Source organism: Nocardioides sp. InS609-2 (genome assembly GCF_023208195.1).
In the GTDB taxonomy this organism is placed as follows: Bacteria; Actinomycetota; Actinomycetes; order Propionibacteriales; family Nocardioidaceae; genus Nocardioides.
The window spans coordinates 496,828-516,156 of the sequence record NZ_CP060034.1; the positions used below are offsets into that span (position 1 = coordinate 496,828).

General features: G+C 68.3%; 19 protein-coding genes. 5 read left to right on the top strand and 14 right to left on the bottom strand.

The annotated features are described in order from the left end of the window. Window positions 1-217 precede the first annotated feature (217 nt). Window positions 218-967 (top strand): cytochrome c biogenesis protein CcdA, encoded by a 750-nt coding sequence (locus H4Q84_RS02685; RefSeq protein ID WP_349238418.1) that lies wholly within the window; start codon window positions 218-220, stop codon window positions 965-967. A gap of 36 nt (window positions 968-1,003) precedes the next feature. Here H4Q84_RS02685 and H4Q84_RS02690 read toward each other — a convergent pair whose 3' ends face one another. The 10 genes from H4Q84_RS02690 to H4Q84_RS02735 form a co-directional block, all read right to left on the bottom strand. After that, window positions 1,004-1,285, bottom strand: a complete 282-nt coding sequence (locus H4Q84_RS02690; protein ID WP_248581862.1) for a glutaredoxin family protein — start codon at window positions 1,283-1,285, stop codon at window positions 1,004-1,006. After that, window positions 1,282-1,995 (bottom strand): redoxin domain-containing protein, encoded by a 714-nt coding sequence (locus H4Q84_RS02695; RefSeq protein WP_248581863.1) that lies wholly within the window; start codon window positions 1,993-1,995, stop codon window positions 1,282-1,284. The genes H4Q84_RS02690 and H4Q84_RS02695 overlap by 4 nt, the downstream gene beginning before the upstream one ends. Beyond that, entirely contained in the window at window positions 1,992-2,927 is a 936-nt protein-coding gene (locus H4Q84_RS02700; protein WP_248581864.1) for a cytochrome c biogenesis protein CcdA, read from the bottom strand. Before H4Q84_RS02700 ends, H4Q84_RS02695 begins: the two co-directional genes overlap by 4 nt. An 816-nt stretch (window positions 2,928-3,743) precedes the next feature. Beyond that, window positions 3,744-5,120, bottom strand: coding sequence for an ATP-binding protein (locus H4Q84_RS02705; RefSeq protein WP_248581865.1), 1,377 nt, complete (start codon window positions 5,118-5,120; stop codon window positions 3,744-3,746). Continuing rightward, window positions 5,113-5,685, bottom strand: coding sequence for a response regulator transcription factor (locus H4Q84_RS02710; RefSeq protein ID WP_349238401.1), 573 nt, complete (start codon window positions 5,683-5,685; stop codon window positions 5,113-5,115). Before H4Q84_RS02710 ends, H4Q84_RS02705 begins: the two co-directional genes overlap by 8 nt. Continuing rightward, window positions 5,616-5,810, bottom strand: coding sequence for a hypothetical protein (locus H4Q84_RS02715; protein ID WP_248581867.1), 195 nt, complete (start codon window positions 5,808-5,810; stop codon window positions 5,616-5,618). The genes H4Q84_RS02710 and H4Q84_RS02715 overlap by 70 nt, the downstream gene beginning before the upstream one ends. Window positions 5,811-5,812: 2 nt before the next feature. After that, window positions 5,813-6,649 carry a prolipoprotein diacylglyceryl transferase gene (locus H4Q84_RS02720; RefSeq protein WP_248581868.1) on the bottom strand — a complete coding sequence of 279 codons (837 nt, stop codon included), beginning with the start codon at window positions 6,647-6,649 and terminating at the stop codon, window positions 5,813-5,815. A 214-nt stretch (window positions 6,650-6,863) separates the two neighbouring features. Beyond that, window positions 6,864-7,091, bottom strand: coding sequence for a hypothetical protein (locus tag H4Q84_RS02725; RefSeq protein ID WP_248581869.1), 228 nt, complete (start codon window positions 7,089-7,091; stop codon window positions 6,864-6,866). 651 nt (window positions 7,092-7,742) lie between these two features. Continuing rightward, window positions 7,743-8,348 (bottom strand): FMN reductase, encoded by a 606-nt coding sequence (locus tag H4Q84_RS02730; RefSeq protein WP_248581870.1) that lies wholly within the window; start codon window positions 8,346-8,348, stop codon window positions 7,743-7,745. Beyond that, on the bottom strand, window positions 8,345-9,427 hold the full coding sequence (locus H4Q84_RS02735; RefSeq protein WP_248581871.1) for an LLM class flavin-dependent oxidoreductase: 1,083 nt from the start codon (window positions 9,425-9,427) through the stop codon (window positions 8,345-8,347). Before H4Q84_RS02735 ends, H4Q84_RS02730 begins: the two co-directional genes overlap by 4 nt. 193 nt (window positions 9,428-9,620) lie before the next feature. On the opposite strand from H4Q84_RS02735, the gene H4Q84_RS02740 reads away from it, so the two are divergent. Genes H4Q84_RS02740 through H4Q84_RS02755 form a run of 4 tightly spaced genes read left to right on the top strand, consistent with a single transcriptional unit; the run spans window position 9,621 to window position 12,751 of the window. Beyond that, window positions 9,621-10,127, top strand: a complete 507-nt coding sequence (locus H4Q84_RS02740) for a CAP domain-containing protein (RefSeq protein WP_248581872.1) — start codon at window positions 9,621-9,623, stop codon at window positions 10,125-10,127. Window positions 10,128-10,183: 56 nt separating this feature from the next. After that, window positions 10,184-10,981 (top strand): ABC-2 family transporter protein, encoded by a 798-nt coding sequence (locus H4Q84_RS02745; protein WP_248581873.1) that lies wholly within the window; start codon window positions 10,184-10,186, stop codon window positions 10,979-10,981. A gap of 13 nt (window positions 10,982-10,994) precedes the next feature. Next, window positions 10,995-11,801: an ABC transporter permease gene (locus tag H4Q84_RS02750; protein WP_248581874.1), complete on the top strand. Its 807-nt coding sequence runs from the start codon at window positions 10,995-10,997 to the stop codon at window positions 11,799-11,801. Then, a complete protein-coding gene (locus H4Q84_RS02755; protein WP_248581875.1) occupies window positions 11,801-12,751 on the top strand; it encodes an ATP-binding cassette domain-containing protein in 951 nt (316 codons plus the stop codon). The genes H4Q84_RS02750 and H4Q84_RS02755 overlap by 1 nt, the downstream gene beginning before the upstream one ends. 325 nt (window positions 12,752-13,076) lie before the next feature. On the opposite strand, the gene H4Q84_RS02760 is transcribed toward H4Q84_RS02755, so the two are convergent. From H4Q84_RS02760 to H4Q84_RS02775, 4 genes are all read right to left on the bottom strand, one after another. Continuing rightward, the gene (locus H4Q84_RS02760) at window positions 13,077-14,231 is read right to left on the bottom strand and encodes a PP2C family protein-serine/threonine phosphatase (protein ID WP_248581876.1); all 1,155 of its coding nucleotides are present in this window, start codon (window positions 14,229-14,231) and stop codon (window positions 13,077-13,079) included. A 71-nt stretch (window positions 14,232-14,302) separates the two neighbouring features. Further along, the gene (locus H4Q84_RS02765; RefSeq protein ID WP_248581877.1) at window positions 14,303-16,768 is read right to left on the bottom strand and encodes an FAD-dependent oxidoreductase; all 2,466 of its coding nucleotides are present in this window, start codon (window positions 16,766-16,768) and stop codon (window positions 14,303-14,305) included. Further along, window positions 16,761-17,666, bottom strand: coding sequence for a phosphotransferase (locus H4Q84_RS02770; protein WP_248581878.1), 906 nt, complete (start codon window positions 17,664-17,666; stop codon window positions 16,761-16,763). The genes H4Q84_RS02765 and H4Q84_RS02770 overlap by 8 nt, the downstream gene beginning before the upstream one ends. Next, the gene (locus H4Q84_RS02775; protein WP_248581879.1) at window positions 17,663-19,255 is read right to left on the bottom strand and encodes an amino acid permease; all 1,593 of its coding nucleotides are present in this window, start codon (window positions 19,253-19,255) and stop codon (window positions 17,663-17,665) included. The genes H4Q84_RS02770 and H4Q84_RS02775 overlap by 4 nt, the downstream gene beginning before the upstream one ends. Window positions 19,256-19,329 lie beyond the last annotated feature (74 nt).

A 19,329-nucleotide genomic window follows, 5' to 3' on the forward strand; every position in this document is an offset into this window, starting at 1 on the left:
CCGCCCATCTGCAGGTACGGTCACCACCAATATCTCCTATGATGGATAGTAGAGCACCAGGTGCTACGTGGGAATCAAGTGATCGATCACGCGCACGTCGCCATGCCCCCGGCGCGTGGCAATCCAGAAGAGGCAGGCAGCTGTGACCGTCCTAGAGTCCGTGGGACAAGGCGCCCAGGACGTTGTGCTCGACGGTCCGCTCCTGCTGGCTGGGCTGGTGGCACTCGCGGCAGGAGCCCTGTCCTTCTTCTCGCCCTGCTGCCTGCCTCTGGTCCCTGGCTACCTCTCCTACGTGGCCGGCCTCGCGGGTGGCGAGGTGCAGACCGCGAGCACGCGGGACGCGCCCCCCGGAGACACTCTGGTTAGTAGCCGGCGGAAGACGCGAGGACGGACGGTGTGGGGTGCTGTGCTCTTCGTTGCCGGCTTCGCCGCCGTCTTCACGAGCTACGGCGCCCTGTTCGGCTCTCTCGGGGCGATCCTGGTCCAGTACCAGGAGACGCTCGTGCGCATCCTCGGCGTGGTGACGATCGCAGTCGGTCTGATCTTCACGGGCGTGCTCTGGCGGCTCCCGTTCGCGGGCCGCACCCTTCGGCTCAGGTATCGACCCAGAGCCGGCCTGGCCGGCGCTCCGGTGGTGGGAGTTCTGTTCGGCCTGGGGTGGACCCCCTGTATCGGCCCGACCCTGGCCGCGGTCCTGACGCTGGCCACCAGCAGTGCCGGGGCGGGCCGCGGGGCGCTGCTGTCCTTCGCCTACAGCGCCGGGCTCGGGATACCGTTCATCCTTGCGGCGTTCTCCGTGCACCGGTTCATGGGCTCGGTGGCCTGGGCTCGCCGGCACGCCAAGGCCATCACGCAGGTCGGGGGCGCGACCCTGATCCTGCTCGGCCTGCTCCAGCTGACCGGCCTGTGGACGGCACTGATCGCCCGGATGCAGGGACTGATCGCGGGCTGGACACTTCCGTTGTGACTGTTCGCCGAGGGGTGAGCGTCCGACCCGGAAGGCTCATCTCGGGTCGTGCGCCACGCGGAACCGTGAGAGTTCCTTGCGCAGCTTCCGCTCCGAGAGACGTCCGTAGCTGAAGGCGCGCCCGTCGAGCAGCACCCCTGGTGCGAACATCACCCCGTGGCGGCTGGCCAACGAACGCCCTTCGTCCGACTGGAGGCTGACCTCGTCGATGCTGATGTCGAAGTCCTGGCCGACGCGCGCGAGGACCACCTTGGCATGCTCGCAGTAGGTACATGCACGCTGGGTCAGGAGCGTGACCCGCACCGGCACGACGGTCACGATCGGAGGCCGGCCTTCAGCTGTTCCAGCAGCGTGTCCACGGGGACGAACATGGTGTAGTTCGGGGCGCCGCCGTAGTCGGCTCGCCAGAGGATCTGCCCGTCCGGCCCGATAAGCGCGAAGGAGTGACCGTCACGGGAGTCGCCCATCATGCCGAACTGGTTCATCTGATACTGCCGAGACACCGCTAGGTCTGTGTCGGCCAGGGTCGTCGAGGTCAGTCCGTCATCGGCCATTTTCTGCGCCAGCGCGTCGACCGGACCAGAGGTGATGGAGACGAACTCGTCGATCCCCGCCGCCTTCAGCACGTCGGGGTCGTCCTCGAAGGCACGGATCTGGTCCCAGCACGGTTGGCAGCCCAGCCCCTCGTGCCAATAGGTCAGGACAGTCTTGCCCTTGAAATCGGACAGGCCCGCCGTCCCGCCCCGGGTCGAGGGCAGTGAGAAGTCGATGGCCGCCTGCCCCACTCCGGGCTTGCCGGTCTGATAGACGTACTTGCCCGAGCCGCCCGACACACCGGCCTCTGGGTTCTGGTTGGCGGATCGGAAGATCGTGAACAGGACGCCGATCACGATCAGGACAGTCAGAGTGACACCGACTCGGAGCAGGGCCTGCCTCCTGCGGGTAGTGGCCTTCGCAGTGACCGCGTCCTGGGCGCGCGCCGCGCGCTTCTCTTGGGCGGAGTGGGGGGCGTTGCTCTTCGGCGTCACTGTCGATCCTCCATGGGTGGGGTCCCGCCGGCCGCCTGGCCGGTCGCGACGGGCGCGCTGTCGGAGTCGGGCCGGGTGGTGCCGGCGGGGTGGTGTACGGCGTGCCAGATGAGCCAGGACAGGACCCCGATGATCGCAAGCCCCGGAACCCAGGGCGGCAACCAGGACAGGGCAACTTCGACGGTGGCGGCGCTGTGCCCCAACCAGGCGGTGAACCGCACCTGCCAGCCGTCGGTCGGCATCGAGGGTCCGCGGGCAGCCAGGAAGACAGTCAGGACCCCCATGCCCACCAGGAGGCCACCTGAGAGCAGGCTGGCCAACGGGAGGCGATGCCGCCAGCGGCCAACACCAAAGGTGACCTCGCGTCCGGTCAACAGCCGGCTCCTGCCCCAGTCGCGTCGATCCCACACCAGGGCGAGTGCCGCCAACGGAGCCACCATCCCGAACACATAGGTCACGCCCACGATCAGGCTGGGAACGAACGACGCAGTCGCGGCAGACAACGCCGCCACACCCACCAGTACCGGCGCACAGCACGAGCTCGCGGCTCCCGAGAAGACCCCCAGTGTGTACACCGACCCGGTGCCGGTACCTCCGTGCGAGCGAAGCCCGGGCATTGGCAGCATGAACTTGCGCCCGGCCAGCATCGCCAGGCCGCCCAGCATCATCGCCGCGCCCATCACCGAGAAGACCAGGGTGTGGTGTCCGGAGATGAGCCGGCTCAATGCGGTCGCGCCGAGACCGATCGGCAGGATGACCGTCGCGACCCCGGCCGCGAAGACGAGCGTCATCGCCAGGATATGGGTGCGGCTCTTGAAGCTGGAGGCGAAGTAGGCCGGCAGCATGACCGACACACAACACGGGGCGAGAAGCGCGACGACGCCCCCCAGGAAGGCAGCGAGAATCGTCGTCGAGAACAGCAGGTCTCCCACGGCTGGATTACCGACTGAGGCTCGACAGTCGGCGGAGGAACTCGTCCTCCTCGATCTCCCCCGCTGCGTACCGGCTCCGGAGGAGTTCCTCAGCTGTGGGGACTCCAACGGCCGGACGGGTGTCGCCCGAACGCGCACCGCGGATCAGCCACACGGTCCCTGCGACCGACAAAGCCAACAAGGCCAACGCCACCAAGCCCCACAAGACCATCCAGCCCATCATGAACGCTCCCGATCCGTTTCCCATGCAGCCCATTCCCTTCGTCCCCATCTGTCGTCCTGCCCGGACTGACCAATACTATCCGTCATAGTAGAATACCTCTCCCGCACCGCAGCCGGGGCTCTCAGGCGCGCGGGCGTCCCGCCGACTCCACGCCCTGAGCCACTGACCCACGGGACGCCCGTCGCGCGGCGAGCTGGGCAAGCTGGTCGCCGTACTGGACGTCCAAGTCGGCCTGGTACTGCTCGGCCAAACCGAAGACATCGAACAGCACCCCGCCCAAGGCTTGGGCAACGAGCTCCTCGAGATCGGTGGACTTGCGACCTTCGGCGACCAGGACTGCGCCCGCTGTAAAAGACCGATGCCGTACGGGCCTTCCACTGACTCGGGCCAAGCCGGCGCTCCGCACCCGGATCACTCACTAGGTGATCCTGACCTCGGGGAGTTTCGATCCGAGCATGCGTGCCCCTCTCCAGCCACTGAGCCGAGTGGGCCGAGAGGCCCGTCGGTTTCTCACTACTATAAAATATAGTAGTCAGTGGCGCCGGGTCCTTCCACGGAGTCCAACGAGCACGGCCCCGCAGTCCGTTGACCGTTCACTTGATCGCCGCTTGGTCAGAGTCGATGGACGTGAGGCGAATCCGGAAGGATGCTCCCCCGTCGGGGAGGTTCACGACGGTGACCTCACCTCCGTGGGCGTGCACGAGAGCGGCGACCACGGCCAGTCCGATGCCTGACCCGCCGGTGCGCACCTGGTGTCCGCGGTAGAAGCGTTCGAACACGTGGGCCAAGTCGTCGGGGGAGATTCCCGGCCCGTCGTCGTGCACGTCAAGCTCGGCCCGACCATCGACTGTTCGGGTGGAGACAGTCACGGACCCCCCTGGAGGAACGAACTTCAAGGTATTGGTCAGCAGGTTTGTCACGACCTGCTGGAGTCTGACCTCATCGCCGGAGACCGCTGCCGGATCGGTACTCAGGATCAGGCGCAGCTGCCCCTCGGCGAACCGGTGGCTCAGGGCGGCACCCGCCCTCGCGACGACGTCGGCCAAGTCGACGGGCCGACGGTGCAGGTCGAATTCGACGCTGTCCGCTGACGTCATGGTCTCCAGGTCTGCGGTGAGCCGACCGAGGCGCAGCGTCTCGTCGTGCAGGGAGCGGAAGAGTGCCGGAGTTGGCTCGACGACGCCGTCTTGGACTGCCTCGAGCTGGCTACGCAACACCGTCAGGGGGGTGCGCAGCTCGTGTGCCACGTCGGCGGCGAAGGCCCGGCGTACGGCGTCCTCTCGGTCGACGGAGTCAACGAGGTCGTTGAAGGCCCGGGCCAGCTGCGCGATCTCATCATTCCCCGCCACAGCGGCCCGTCGATGGCGGTCACCAGCCTGAAGGTCGCGCGCAGCGCTGGTGAGCTCTGTGATCGGTCGCACGGTACGCCGGGAGGCGATCACGCCCGCCCCGACGCCGATCGACCCAGCAGCCAGTCCACCCAGGAGAAGCAACCAGTTGACGGATCTGCGGAACTCCCGGTCGGCCAACGGAACCGTGCCTTCCGGCAAGGCCACATACAGGTCACCGATCCGGCGTCCGCCCATCGTCAACGAAATTCGCTGCTGGGGGCTCAGGGCACCGGCCGAGCCCATGTCACGGTGCATCTGCACCATCTCCGGTCCCATCTGGCTGTCCCGGAGCGACCAGACGCTCTTTCCCGAGGCGTCGACGAGTCGAACCTGGGCCCCCGACATCGCGACCAGTGGCGCGAGCCGGTCGAGCCTGTCCTTCTGCCATCCTTGGTCCGGTTCGTAGGCCGCGGTGAAGGCGTTGGCGAGCTGACTCACTCGAGCAGATCGTTGCTGGCCGAGGTAGGTGTCGAACCGGCCTCCGAACGCTGCGTTGACGAGAATCGCCGTCAACAGCGCCGAACCCAGCGCGATGACGACGAACGACAAGGTCAACCGTCGACGCAGACTCTCAGCCATCCGCGGCCTGACCGAACTTGTAACCGATGCCGGGAACGGTCATGACGAACACCGGATGGCGTGGGTCGTCGCCGAGCTTGCGACGCAGATTCTTCACATGCGCGTCCACGGTGCGCTCGTAGCCGTCGTAGTCATCACCTTGGATCCGGCTCACGAGCTCGAGGCGCGACCAGGCGCGCCCGGGCCGAGAGGCGAGCGCAACGAGCAGGTCGAACTCACTGCGCGTCAGTTCGACGACTGCAGCGTCGAGTGACACTTCACGGCGCTCGGAGGCAACCTCGAGCCGTCCCTGGGCGTACGTCGTGGCCCGTTCGGCCCGCAAGCCGCGCGAGCGGCGCAGGACCGCCTCGACCCGGGCAACGAGCTCCCGGGGGCTGAACGGCTTGGTGACGTAGTCGTCCGCGCCGAGCTTCAGGCCAGCGATGCGGTCTCCTTCGCTCGCCCGCGCCGTCAACATGACGACGGGCACGTCCGACGCGCGGCGCACGGTCCGGATCACCTCCTCCCCCGGTAGGTCGGGCAGTCCGAGGTCGAGCACAACAAGATCGGGATGGATCCGCTGCACGATCCGGACAGCGTCATCCCCGCTTCCGTGTCGAAAACCTGATAGCCCTCGCGCTCGAGGTAGGTGCGCACCAGGTCGCGGATCTTGGGCTCGTCGTCGACGACAATGATCGTTCCGCTCGCCATGCCTACGATTCTCTCGTCACAGGCACGGATCGGAAAGGTTCCTGGATCTCGGGCGGGCCCAGGGGCGGCCGTGTGTCGGCTCTCCCGGCGTCATACGTCGCGTCGTCGGCGGGCCTACGCAGACGGTTGCTGACGAGCAGCCCCACACCGATCACGACCAGCGTCAGGGACCACACCTGAGGCTGAGTCAGGCGCAGCAGGACCTCCGGGTTGATCCGGATCTCCTCGACAAGGAACCGCGCCAGACCGGAGATGACGGCGTACAGCCCAAAGATCGCCAAGGGTGCGAGTCGCTTACGCAACCCCCAGAGCACCCCGGCCAACGCGAAGGCGACCACCGCCTCATACAGCGCGGTGGGATGGACTGGCACCGTTGTCGGCATCGTGCCGTTCGGGAAGGCCATGGCCCAGGGAAGATCCGACGGCTTGCCGTAGGTGCCGTCACCGGCGAGAAAGCAACCGACCCGTCCGATCCCGTAGGCCAGCGAGAGCGGCGCCGCGGCAGTGCCAGCGAACTGTCCCAGGGGCAGCCGGTAGCGCCGAGCCATCGCGCCGGCGGTCGCAACACCCGCGATCAGGCCGCCATACCAGGTGAACCCCGCTGAGCGGAAGTCATGAGGCGTCAGGTCACTCGCACGCTCGGCCAGGTAGTACAGCTTGCCGCCGGCGAATCCCAACACGGTCGCGACGATCACGATGTTCCAGGCTCGGTCGGGGTCCCATCCCAAGCGTCTGAACTCCCGGGCCAGGAGGTATCCCGCCACGAGTGCGGCCAGCGCTTTGCTGACCCCGTAGCTGTTGATCGAGAGACCGAAGATCTCGAACAGGACGGGTCTCACGTGGTGCTCCCTTTGGGGTCGGTGGGTAGAGGTGGAGAAGTCGTTGCTGCGCCCGGGTACAGCCGCTACATGCGCCGGGGGTCAGCGTCGGTGGAACCGGCGCAGGCGCAGGCTGTTGGCGACCACGCTGACGCTGGAGACTCCCACGGCGGCTCCGGCGATGACCGGTGCGAGCGGGCCGAACGCGCCTTGTTTGACTGGGCGCCATGCGCGCCTAATGGTTGGCTGACCGACCGGACATCGAACTCCGGCCCATGTCACGCATCTGGCCCATCCCGGACTTGCGGCGCCCAGACATCCCGCCCTGCATCCCGGACATCTCGTCCATCGAGTCCGACATCAGGGAACTCATCTGCTTGCGGATCTCCGGGTCGTCCATCATCTTCGACATCGAGCCCATCATCTGGTGCTGTGACTCCGGGCTGCTCATCATCGCCGTCATGTCCGAACTCGAACTCGGACTGTCGTCCTGCTGGCCGGCCACCGCCCAGGTCGGGACCCCGACCAGTACTGCCCCCGCCGCGACTCCTGCCACAACCTGCACTATCGAACGGACTACCATCTAAATCTTCCTCCAGGCGCGAATCGCATCGCGGGTTGTCGTTCTCGAATTCTGCTGAACACCCCGATCCTGACGAGCCGATGTGAAGAACCCGTGCGATTGCTGTGCGCTTCCGAGGGGTATCCCGCAGTCGGTTCCTCCACCCCGGGCGGGACCTCGTTGCTGCCGCCAGTCCCTGGATACAAACCGACATCAACCTCGACGACACCTACATCACCCTCGATGCCACGGCGACCGCACTCCTTGCGGTCCGCCTCGGCCCACAACGCCTGCCCCACCTGCCGCCGATCACGAGCGGCGGGCCGCCATGCCAGAGGCGTCCGCTTGCGTCCGCCCCAGCCGCGGCGGCCCGGCAGAGGCGCGGTGGCGCCGAGCTGCTTCTCGGCGGCCGCCCGGGCTGCACCCCGCTCATGCAGTGCGACCTCGGCCGGGGTGAGCTCGGCCGACCGAGCGCGGCCGGGACGAAACAGCCTCCGCTTCACAGCGCGTTCCGCAGCTCGGACGGACCTCCTCGACCGGAGCCGTCGTGCGTCAGCGGGCCAGCAGGGTCGCGAAGTCGACGACGTCCGCATAGGGGTCGTCGACCTCGCGGGCCGGCGCGGACCTGACCAGCGCGGCGAGCTCGGCACCCGCCCCCTCGATCCGGTCGTTGAGCGCGGTGGCACGGGTGCCACCGAAGTCCTCGGTGGCCGCGAACACCGCGGTCGGCGCCACGATCGCCTTGAGATAGGCGAACAGCGGCCGCATCGCGTGCTCCAGCACCAGGCTGTGCCGGGCGGTGCCGGCGGTGGCGCCGAGCAGCACCGGGATGCCGTGCAGCGCGTCGGGCTCGAGCACGTCGAAGAACATCTTGAAGAGCCCGGAGTACGACGCGGAGAACACCGGCGTGACGGCGATCAGCCCGTTGGCGCGGCGTACGGACTCGAGCGCCTCCTCGAGCTCACCGGTCGCGAAGCCGGTGACCATCCGGTCGGCCAGCCCGTGGGCCAGCGGCCGGAGGTCGATGACGTCGACCTCGACCTGCTCCCCCGCAGTCCGCAGGGACTTCGAGGCCGCTGCGGCGAGCTGGTCGGCGAGCAGCCGGGTCGATGACGGGTTGCCGAGACCGGCGGTGACGACGGCGATGCGGGTGGTCATGCGAGGACCTCCTGGCGGGCGTTGAGGAGCGATGGGTGGGTGGGCGCGTCGGGGACGTGAGCGGGGCGGCCCTCGACGAAGCCGGCGCGCAGGTCGGGGAGAATCTCGCCGAGCAGGTCGAGCTGCTCCAGGACGGTCTTGAGAGGCAGTCCGGCGTGATCCATCAAGAAGAGCTGGCGCTGGTAGTCGCCGACGTACTCGCGGAAACCGAGCGTGCGCTCGACGACCTGCTGCGGCGAGCCCACGGTGAGCGGAGTCGCCTTCACGAAGTCCTCGAGGGCCGGGCCGTGTCCGTAGACGGGCGCGCTGTCGAAGTAGGGCCGGAACTCGTTGATGGCGTCCTGGCTGTTCCTGCGCATGAACGCCTGGCCGCCGAGCCCCACGATCGCCTGGTCGGCGGTGCCGTGGCCGTAGTGCTCGAAGCGGCGGCGGTAGAGCGCGACCATCTGCCGGGTGTGCGACGCCGGCCAGAAGATGTGGTTGGAGAAGAAGCCGTCACCGTAGATCGCCGCCTGCTCCGCGATCTCGGGGCTGCGGATCGAGCCGTGCCAGACGAACGGGGGTACGCCGTCGAGCGGGCGCGGCGTGGCCGTGAACCCCTGGAGCGGCGTGCGGTGCGTGCCCTCCCAGGTCACGACGTCCTCACGCCAGAGCCGGTGGAGGAGGGCGTAGTTCTCGACGGCGAGCTCGATGCCGTCGCGAATGTCCTTGCCGAACCACGGGTAGACCGGGCCGGTGTTGCCGCGGCCCAGCGTCAGGTCGACACGGCCGTCGGCGAGGTGCTGGAGCTGCGCGTAGTCCTCGGCGATCCGGACCGGGTCGGTCGTGGTGATCAACGTGGTCGCTGTCGAGAGGATGATCCGCTCGGTCTGGGCGGCGATGTAGGCGAGCGTCGTCGTGGGTGACGACGCCGCGAACGGCGGGTTGTGGTGCTGGCCGAGCGCGACGACGTCGAGGCCGACCTCCTCGGCCTTCTTCGCGATCGCGACGGTCGATCTGATGCGCTCGTGCTCGCTCGGCGTGGCCCCGGTCGTGGGGTCGGTCGTGACGTCACCGACGCTGAAGATGCCGAACTGCATGATCACTCCTTTGGTTGAATTCTGAACTATATGGCCTAACGGTCATATACACCGGTCTATTCCGACTACCTAATCGGCCGTCCGATCGGTCATGTATTCCTGACCGGACTGCGGAGCCATTTGACAGGCCTTCGCGGCGACACTCGAGTAGCCGGTCCTCTCCGACCGTGCGTCCCCTGTTCTGGAGGTTGGTGTGCTGACACGCGCCCATGCGGCCCTGGCCGCGTCTGTCCTGCTCGTCCTTGCGGCTCTGCTCGCGGTTCTGCCTGCGACCACGGCGACCGCACAGGTGGGTGAGCGCAACGCCCTCGTCACCCGCGGCACCGTCACCGACGACTTCGAGCTCGCCACCGTGGCAAAGATCAACAAGGTGCGGGCCGCGCACGGTCTGCGCCCGATCAAGCGGGTCATCCCCTGCCTCGACGGGCTCTCCGAGAACTGGGGCCAGCGCATGGTCGCCGAGGGCCTGTGGGAGCACCGCGACCAGTCGAGCGTGGTCAGCGCCTGCCGGCTGTCGTGGACCGGCGAGACCCTGGCACGGGGCAACTTCACTCCGGCATCGCTCGTGAAGATGTGGATGAACTCCCCGCCGCACCGCGCGATCCTGCTCACCACCCGTGCAAGGCTTGCCGGAATCGACGTCCGGTCCGGCGGGAACGGCCAGTATGCAGCGGTTCTCAATCTGGGTGACCGCGGCTGACCTGATGGTCTAGGTTGAGCGGTTCCGCCCAATCGCCTGACCTCCCGGGAGTCTGCATGCTCTACGTCGCCGTCGCGACGCGGACATTCCGGCGTTACTCGACCTACGTCGGCGCCACGGTGGCCGGCATCTTCACCAACTCCGTCTTCGGCCTCATCTACAGCTACGCCTACTCGGCGCTATGGGACCAGCGCCCCGACGCCGGCGGCTACGACTCCATCGACGCCGTCACCTACGTGTGGCTGGGCCAGGCGCTGTTGATGACTGTGGCGACCTGGGGCGGCGGCACCACCGACGACCTGGCCGAGCGGATCCGCACCGGCGACGTCGCCATCGACCTCTACCGGCCGGTCGGGATCATGGGGTGGTACCTCGCCGGCGACCTCGGCCGGGCGTCGTACCACCTCATCACGCGCGGTGTGGGCCCGACGATCCTGGGCTACCTGCTCTTCGACATCCGGCTGCCCGGTGGTCCGGTGGCGGCGATCGGGTTCCTGCTCAGCCTCGTGCTGGCGGTCGTGACGAGCTTCGCGATCCGCTGGCTGGTGGCGTGCTCGACGTTCTGGCTGCTCGACCAGGGCGGTCTGCGGATGATGGCCGGTGCGCTGGCGCTGTTCTTCAGCGGGATGGCGCTGCCGCTGGTGATCTTCCCCGAGCCGTGGCGGTCGATCGCCCTGGCGCTGCCTTGGGCGTCGTACCTCCAGACTCCGGCCGACATCTGGCTCGGCAAGCGCGAGGGCCTGGACCTGCTGGCCGCGCTCGCGCTCCAGGGCGTCTGGATCGTCATCCTGCTCGGCATCGGTCAGGTCGTGCTCTCGGCCGCGACGCGCAAGGTGGTGGTCCAAGGTGGCTAACAGGGTGGCTGACATGGGCATCGTGCGGGACGCCCCGCGGCAGTACGCATGGATCGCGCTCATGTGGATCCGCGCCGCCCTGGCCTACCCCGCGTCGTTCTGGATCATGACCGTGTCGAGCGCGATCATCACCGGCCTCGACTTCGTCGGCATCGCCATCATGTTCGCCACGGTCGACACCCTGGGCGCTTTCGGCCTGCGCGAGATCGCCCTCCTGTACGGCGCCAGCGGCTTCGCCCTCGGGCTGGCCGACATGGCCATCGGCAGCGTCGAGCAGATCGGCCAGCACGTGCGCACCGGCAGCCTCGACACGATGATGACGCGGCCGGTGCCGCTGCTGGTGCAGGTGTGCGCCGACAAGTTCGCCCTGCGGAGGCTCGGGCGGATCAGCCAGTCGGTCATCGTGTTCGCGTGGGCGGGGTTACCCGTCGACTGGACGCCGGCGCGCGCCGCCGTCGCGCTGATGATGGTGGTCGCCGGCTTCGGCATCTTCTTCTCGTTCTTCGTGGCGTTCTCGTGCATCCAGTTCTGGACTGCGGATGCCAGCGAGTTCGCCAATGCGTTCACCTACGGCGGCAACACGATGACGCAGTACCCGCTCACGATCTTCCCGCGCGACGTCGTCGTGTCCTTGACGTTCCTGCTGCCGGTGGCATTCGTGAACTGGTATCCCTGCCTGTTCATCCTCGGCCGCGAGGACCCCTTCGGGATGCCTTCCTGGTTCGCCTTCCTCTCCCCCGTCGTCGCCGTCGGGCTGCTCGCCGTCTCGGCGCTCGCCTGGCGCACCGGGGTCCGCCACTACACCTCCACGGGAAGCTGATGTCGCTCATCCATGCGCACGACCTGAGCCGCACCTTCGTCGTACGACGCAAGGCCGGTGCGCTGCGCCGTACTCGGGAAGAGGTGCACGCCGTCCACGGCGTCACGTTCTCGGTGGAGCCCGGCGAGATGGTCGGCTACATCGGCCCGAACGGCGCCGGCAAGTCGACGACGATCAAGATGCTGACCGGGATCCTGGTGCCGACCGGCGGCGAGCTGCTCGTCTCCGGGGTGGAGCCGAGCAAGCACCGCACCGAGCTCGCCCGCAAGATCGGCGTGGTCTTCGGCCAGCGCACGACGTTGTGGTGGGACCTGCCGTTGCGCGACTCGTTCGAGCTGCTCCAGAAGATCTACAAGATCCCGCCGGTGCGCTACCGAGAGAACCTCGACACGTTCGTCGAGCTGCTCGACCTCGGCGACCTGCTCGACACCCCCGTGCGCCAGCTGTCACTCGGTCAGCGGATGCGCGGCGACATCACCGCCGCGCTGCTGCACGACCCCGACGTGCTCTACCTCGACGAGCCCACCATCGGGCTCGACGTGATCAGCAAGGGTCGGCTGCGCGAGTTCCTGCGCACCCTCAACGCCGAGCGCGGCACCACACTGCTGCTCACCACGCACGACCTGCAGGACATCGAGGCGCTCTGCGACCGGGTGATCGTGATCGACCACGGCACCCTCGTGTACGACGGCACGCTGGCCGGGCTGCATGAGCACGGTGGCTCGACCCGCACGCTCGTGGTCGACCTGGTCGACGAGGCGCCCCCGGTCGAGGTGCCGGGGGCGACGGTCCGCCGGGTCGAGGGTCCGCGTCAGTGGCTGACCTTTCCGGCCGATGCCAGCGCTGCACCCATCGTGGCCGCGGTTGCCGCGTCGTACTCCGTGGCCGATCTGTCGATCCAGGAGCCGGACATCGAGGACGTCATCCGGCAGCTGTACTCGCGCTCCTGAGACCGGTGCCGGGATCTACTCATGCGCATCACCTTCCTGGCTTGAAGCTTCCCGGTCCACGGTCTCGTCAAGTCCGGAGGAGGCGTGGGCCCGTGTCGCCACCCTGCCGCAATGCAGAGACCGGCCCGCGACGCGGCAGGACTCGTTCGCGTACGACTTCGACGTCGATCACCCGATCGCGTTGTCCCGAGACAGTCGAGGATTCGTTGCCGGCGCATCCCGACCACGGTGGCGTGCCGCAGGTACAGACGTAGGAGACCGACGACCCCGGTCACTGTCTTTCACTGTCACTGTCGCTGCCGCGATGGTCGATGCGCCGAGGACGTCACCCGCCAGTCGTGCTTGCGCCCCCGACCCGGACCTCGGAGTCGACCGACCGCGCCAAGATCAGCACCGCACGGTCATCGTCTCCACGGTCGACCCGGCGCAGGATCCGGCGGGCAGCGCCCGAGAAACCCAATCTCACGGCCTCGCGGGCGACGTCCTGCAGCCAGGCAATGCCGGTGTCGAGGTCGCTGTCGCGCGACTCGACAACCCCATCGGTGTAGAACATCAGCGCGTCGCCGGGAGCCAGCTGGCCGACGCTGCCGTGCAGCTCGGGGTCGGGCATGATGCCGAGCGCGGTGCCGCGGGCGTTGTCGATCTCCCAGGCCCGCTGGCCGTCAGCCGTGAGGGCGTGCCAGTGCAGCGCGGGCGGGTGCCCGGCGCTGGTGATCGAGTAGCTGCCGTCCACGAGGTCCACCAGCAGGTGGACGGCGGTCGAGAACGTCTCGTCGGAGTGCTGACGGAGCAGGAAGTCGTTGGCGGCCAGCATCAGCTCGCGCGGGGGCAGCGCACCGATCAACCCGCCGAGTGCCCCGGCGAACTGCAGGGCCTGTGGACCGGCCGCGAGCCCCTTGCCGCACACGTCGACCAGCACCATCTCGAGGTGGCGTCCCTGGCGCAGGTCGGCGACGAGGAAGTCACCGGCATAGCGGGCGCCGTTGGCCGCGAGCAGGGCCGACTGCGCCTCCCAGCCGGCCGGCAGCTCGGGGACGGACCCCTTCGACTGGAGCCGGTTGCGCAGGTTGACCAGGAGCGCCTCACTGAGCGGCATCGGCAGTCCGGACCGCTGGCGACTGGCCTGGTAGAGGATCAGCGCGATCGCGACGAACAGCGAGAGCAGCGCGGCCGCGTGGGCCCCGGTCACCGGGCCCTCGTGGACCATGGACGTGGTCGACGCCAGGCCGACGTACGCCGCGACCAGCACGAGCGGCGCGAAGCGGAGGAGCAGCATGCCGACCAGGAGCCACACGAAGTAGGCGGTCAGCGGCATCAGCTCGTAGGCGTTCCACGACACGATGAATGACACCGAGACACAAGCCAGCAGCACCAGCAGCGCGAAGACCTGGCTCTCGTTCGAGCCGCTCCGCCAGGCCACCACCTGGGCACGCACGTACGCCGCGAAACGGCGCGCGAGGTTCCCAAGGGCGGTCGACATGCGCGAAGCCTAGGTCGGGTGGTCACCCAGGTCCGGGAGATGGGCAAAGACCACCCAGGTGCGCGCGAAATTCACATCGGCGCCCGGAGCGACGCGGTGACCCGGTGCCGAACCCCGGCGACGTCGACCTCGAGACCGCCCCGGTCCAGCCAGTCCTGTCGCACCGGGCCGTCGTGCCGCACGTAGGCGAGCCCGACGCAGGCGCCGATGGCCTCTCCCCATGCCGCGCTGGTGACCTGACCCACCGGTTCACCGTGACTCAGCAGCAGCTCGCCACCCCAGAGCACCGCGTCGGGGTCGTCGACGACGAAGGAGACCAGCCGGCGACGCGGTCCGCCTTCGGCAAGCGTTGCGCGATGTGCGGCGAGAGTCTCGCGCCCGAGGAAGGCCTTGTCGCGGTCCAGTGCGGTGGCGAAGACCAGCCCCGCCTCGACGGGCGTGAAGTCGGGGGTCAGCTCGCGGCCGAAGGCGCGGTAGCCCTTCTCCAGCCGGAGTGACTCGATCGCGTGGTAGCCCGCCTCCGCGAGGCCGAGCGCCGCGCCGGCCTCGACCACAGCGTCGTACACGCCGGGCGCGGACTCCCGGGGCACCATCAGCTCCCAGCCCAGCTCGCCGACGTAGGTCATCCGGGTCGCGCGCACCTGGGCGCCGGCGAGCGTGACCTTCCGGCTGGTGGCGAACGGGAAGGCCTCCTCGGCCAGGTCCGCGTCGACGAGCCCGCTGAGCAGGTCGCGCGAGCGAGGCCCCATCACGCCGATGACGGCGTGCGCATCCGTGCGGTCCTCGACCGTCGCCGACGACCCCACACGATCGTGCAGGTGCCGGCCGATCCAGTCGAGGTCGCGCACGGTGGTCGCCGAGCTGCTGACGAGCAGGAATTCGTCGGCCGCGACGCGGGTGACGGTCAGGTCCGCCTCGTAGGTGCCGCGTGTGTTGAGCAGCGGCGTGTAGACGCACCCGCCGGACGGCACGTCGACGTCGTTGGCGCACACCCACTGCAGCCCTGCGAGCGCTCCGGATCCGCGGACGACGTACTTGGAGAACGACGTCTGGTCGAAGACCGCGACGGCCTGGCGGGTGGCGCGCTGCTCGGCCGACGACCAGTCCTGCCAGACCGGCCGGCCCCAGGTGTGGCTGGTCTCCGCCATTCCCGCCTCCGCCGGACTCGGTGCCAGGTAGAGCGCGCGCTCCCAGCCCATCCGCGAACCGAATGCCGCGCCGGCGGCCGCCAGCCGGTCATGGACCGGTGAGGTCCGGATGCCACGACCCGTGACGGGCTCCCGCAGCGGCCACGGGATCTCGTAGTGCAGCCCGAGCGTCTCGGCGACACGTGACCGCAGCCAGCCATTGTCGGCGGCGTACGGCGCGAACCGGCGTACGTCGACGCCGACCAGGTCGCTGGTGGGCTCACCGGCGATGATCCACTCGGCCAGGGCGCGCCCGGCGCCGCCCGCGGACGCGATGCCGACGGAGTTGAAGCCCGCCCCGACGAAGAACCCTCGCAGCCCGGGCAGCTCGCCGAGCAGGAACTGGTTGTCGGGCGTGAAGCTCTCCGGCCCGTTGTAGAACTTTCGAATCCCGGTCTCCGCGAGTGCCGGGATGCGCACCACGGCCTGCTCCATCAGCACCGAGAAGTGCTCCCAGTCCTCGTCGAGCAGCTGGAACTCGAACGGGTGCGGGATCGAGTCTGGCGCCACCCACGGCTTCGCGTTCGGCTCGAAGCCGCCCACGACCAGGCCGCCGACCTCCTCCTTGAAGTACGTCCAGCCGTCGGGGTCTCGCATGATCGGGAGGTCCGGATGCACGCCCGGTACCGGGTCCGTGACGACGTAGAAGTGCTCGGCGCTGTGCAGAGGCACCGTGAGCGTCACGCCCGCCAGCTCGGCGACCGCTTTGGCCCACTGGCCCGCGCAGTTGACGACCACCTCGGCCTCGACGTCGCCGCTGTCGGTGCGAACGCCGGTGATCCGCGGCCCGGTCGGACCGTCCTCGGTGACCAGCCCCGTAACGCGCACGCCTTCGACGATCCGGGCGCCGCCCTGCCATGCCCCCTTCGCCAGCGACTGGGTCAGGTCGGTCGGGTTGACCTTGCCGTCCCCGGGCAGCCAGATCGCGCCGAGCAGGTCGTCGCTGCGCATCGGTGGCCAGAGCTCACCCGCCTCGTCGGGCGTCAGCATCCTGCACTCCAGGTCGTACGCCGCGGCGCTGGCCGCCGTCCGGCGCAGTGCCACCATCCGGTCCTCGGTGCGGGCCACGATCACTCCGCCGACGTTGCGATAGCCGGTGGCCAGGCCGGTCTCGGCCTCCAGCCGGTCGTAGAGCTCCGCGGAGTACTGCACGAGCCGGGTGCCGCCCTCGGTCGCCCGGAGCGGCCCGACCAGCCCGGCCGCGTGCCACGTCGTACCGCCGGAGAGGTGCGCCTGCTCGAGCAGCAACACGTCGGCCCAGCCCGCCTTGACCAGGTGGTAGGCCGTCGAGCAGCCCACCACTCCCCCGCCGATCACGACCACCCGCGCTCGCGTCGGCAGCTCAGTCATCGGCGGCCCCGGCCAGCAGCCGCTCGAAGTGCGGTCCGCGGAACGTAGCCACCGCCTTCTCGTAGCGGTGCAGCCCCCAGCCCGTGAAGTCGAAATCGAGCGGGCTGGTGGCCGCCTGGATGTAGCCCCAGAGAGACCAGCCGTACTCGCTGCGCAACGACCCGAGGCGGACTCGGGCCAGGTCGCCCGGTGTGGGATCTCCGAAGTAGGCCTCTACGTAGGCATCCAGGCGCTCGGGCGGGAACTCGCACTCGGTGGCGGTGTTGCCGAGCTCGAACTCCACGTCGTTGTTGCCGGAGTACTCGTAGTCGATCAGCCGGATCCGCTCACCGTCGTCGATGAAGTTGCCGGCGAGCAGGTCGTTGTTGCAGGGCATCGTCACCCGCGGCCGGGTCGCCACCGCCCGGGTAACGGAGACCCAGGCGTCGGCCTGCTCGTCGTACCCGGCGGGCAGGGCGAACCCGCGCACACGCACCGTCTGCCGGTACGCCGCCTGCCGGGCGAACATGTCGAACACGCCGGTGAACCGCGGCCCCGCGTGCAACCGCCGACAAGCATCGGCGGCACGCTGCAGCACCCCGGGATCGGCGAAGGAGTCGTTGTCGAGCGTGCGACCCGGCAGGTAGCCGATCACCAGCAGCGCGAGGTCGGGCCGGTAGTCGAAGACCTCGGCCCCGACCCCTGCCTCGGCTGCCGCGCGCGAGTTGAGGTGCTCGGTGTCCCGGTCGATGCCGAGCAGCCGCGTGTCGCTGCTGCTGTGCCGGACGACGTACGACGCGTCCGGGGTGTCGACCCGGTAGTTGCGGTTGGTCAGCCCGCCCGACAGCTCCTCGACCAGCACCCGGCTGGACAGGCATGGCACCTGGTTGAGGAGCGTGTCGAACTCTGGCGGAATCAAGCGTCGAAGGCCTCGATGACTGCCTCGTCGATGGTGTGTTTGGGACCCTTGAACCAGTGCTTCGCGGAGGCGTGCCACCAGATGGTCAGCACCAGCAGCGCACCGAGCGTGAGCACGGGAGCGTAGTTGGCGAACTTGGGTGAGAAGTCGTCGTTGAACGGGTTGCCCTGCGGCACGAACGGCAGGATGAAGTAGATCGAGATGATCGCGATCTCGATGACCGCCACCAGGTTCATCCACTTGTACTTCGCCCCGTTGTTCCAGGCGCCCAGCTCGAACGCGTCACCGATCCGCCACCGAAGCCAGATCGGGATGAGGAAGGCCAGATAGAGGCCGATCACCGCGACGGAGACAACGGCGTAGAACGCGGTCGGCACGATCAGCGGGTCTGCTTCGGTGCCAAGGTTCACCTCGATCAACGCCGGCAGCGTGATCAGGGCGGACACGACCGCAACGAGCATCACCGCGTTGGCGGGGACCTTGGCGTCCGACAGCTTCGACCAGAGCCTCGAGCCGGGGATCGCGCCGTCGCGGCTGAACGCGAAGGTCATCCGCGACGCGCTGGTCATGCAGGCCGTCGTACAGAAGAACTGGCCCGCGGCCGAGATGAAGAGGACAAGACCGGCCAGTCCGGTGCCGAGCGAGGACGTGAAGATGTAGGCCACGCCGCCTGCACCCACGCCCGCGTTGTCGGGAAGTCCGTCAGCACCGTTCGGGACCGCGAAGAGGAACGCCAGCAGCAGGATCCAGCCACCGATGGCCGAGTAGAAGATCGACTGCCAGATGCCCTTGGCTGCTGCGGAGGACGCCGCCGAGGTCTCCTCCGAGAGGTGCGCCGAGGCGTCGAAGCCGGTGATCGTGTACTGCGTGAGCAGCAGTCCGAACGGCACGACCAGCAACCAGTAGGTGCCGGACGACGACGAGCCGTCGCTGTAGCCGGAGTTGTTGAACCGTTCGGCGAACACGTAGCCGAAGCTCTGGTGGTAGTCGGGCACGAAGATCAGGATCAGCACGATCACCGCTGCGCCGACGACGTGCCACCAGACGGATACGTTGTTGATGATCGCCATCAGGTGACCGCTGAAGATGTTGAGGACCGAAGCCAGCACGAGCACCACCACGAAGATGATGAAGACGCGCGTGAGCGAGTAGTCGGCCGCGAAGCTCTCGGACCAGGTGCTGATCGTCAGGTCGATGAAGGTCGCGCACCCGTAGGCGACCGACGCCGTGACGGCAACCAGGCCGATCAGGTTGAGCCAGCCCGCGAAGAAGCCGGCAGCCGGGCCGCCGAGCTTGGACGCCCACCAGTAGATGCCGCCCGAGGTCGGGTACGCCGACACGAGCTCGCTCATGGTGAGGCCGATGATCAGGATGAAGATCGAGACGATCGGCCAGCCCCACGAGATGGCGACGGGACCGCCGTTGTTGAAGCCCTGGCCGAAGGTCGTGAAGCAACCGGCCAGGATCGAGATGATCGAGAAGGAGATCGCGAAGTTGGAGAAACCCGACCACGAACGGTGCAGCTCCTGCTTGTACCCGAGCCTGGCGAGGTGCTTCTCGTCTTCGGTCAGATTGTCGTTGTCGGCCATGTGCCCTCCAGGGTGCCGCGGAATGACGTTTGATCGGAGGCTAGACCCGCCGTCATCCGTCGTCCAGAGGTGTA

Excerpts from the sequence above, each read along its gene's own strand:
- H4Q84_RS02705 (WP_248581865.1), bottom strand. The coding sequence starts at position 5,120 with ATGGCTGAGAGTCTGCGTCGACGGTTGACCTTGTCGTTCGTCGTCATC.
- H4Q84_RS02715 (WP_248581867.1), bottom strand. The coding sequence starts at position 5,810 with ATGGCGAGCGGAACGATCATTGTCGTCGACGACGAGCCCAAGATCCGC.
- H4Q84_RS02725 (WP_248581869.1), bottom strand. The coding sequence starts at position 7,091 with ATGACGGCGATGATGAGCAGCCCGGAGTCACAGCACCAGATGATGGGC.
- H4Q84_RS02730 (WP_248581870.1), bottom strand. The coding sequence starts at position 8,348 with ATGACCACCCGCATCGCCGTCGTCACCGCCGGTCTCGGCAACCCGTCA.
- H4Q84_RS02735 (WP_248581871.1), bottom strand. The coding sequence starts at position 9,427 with ATGCAGTTCGGCATCTTCAGCGTCGGTGACGTCACGACCGACCCCACG.
- H4Q84_RS02745 (WP_248581873.1), top strand. The coding sequence starts at position 10,184 with ATGCTCTACGTCGCCGTCGCGACGCGGACATTCCGGCGTTACTCGACC.
- H4Q84_RS02750 (WP_248581874.1), top strand. The coding sequence starts at position 10,995 with ATGGGCATCGTGCGGGACGCCCCGCGGCAGTACGCATGGATCGCGCTC.
- H4Q84_RS02755 (WP_248581875.1), top strand. The coding sequence starts at position 11,801 with ATGTCGCTCATCCATGCGCACGACCTGAGCCGCACCTTCGTCGTACGA.
- H4Q84_RS02760 (WP_248581876.1), bottom strand. The coding sequence starts at position 14,231 with ATGTCGACCGCCCTTGGGAACCTCGCGCGCCGTTTCGCGGCGTACGTG.
- H4Q84_RS02765 (WP_248581877.1), bottom strand. The coding sequence starts at position 16,768 with ATGACTGAGCTGCCGACGCGAGCGCGGGTGGTCGTGATCGGCGGGGGA.
- H4Q84_RS02775 (WP_248581879.1), bottom strand. The coding sequence starts at position 19,255 with ATGGCCGACAACGACAATCTGACCGAAGACGAGAAGCACCTCGCCAGG.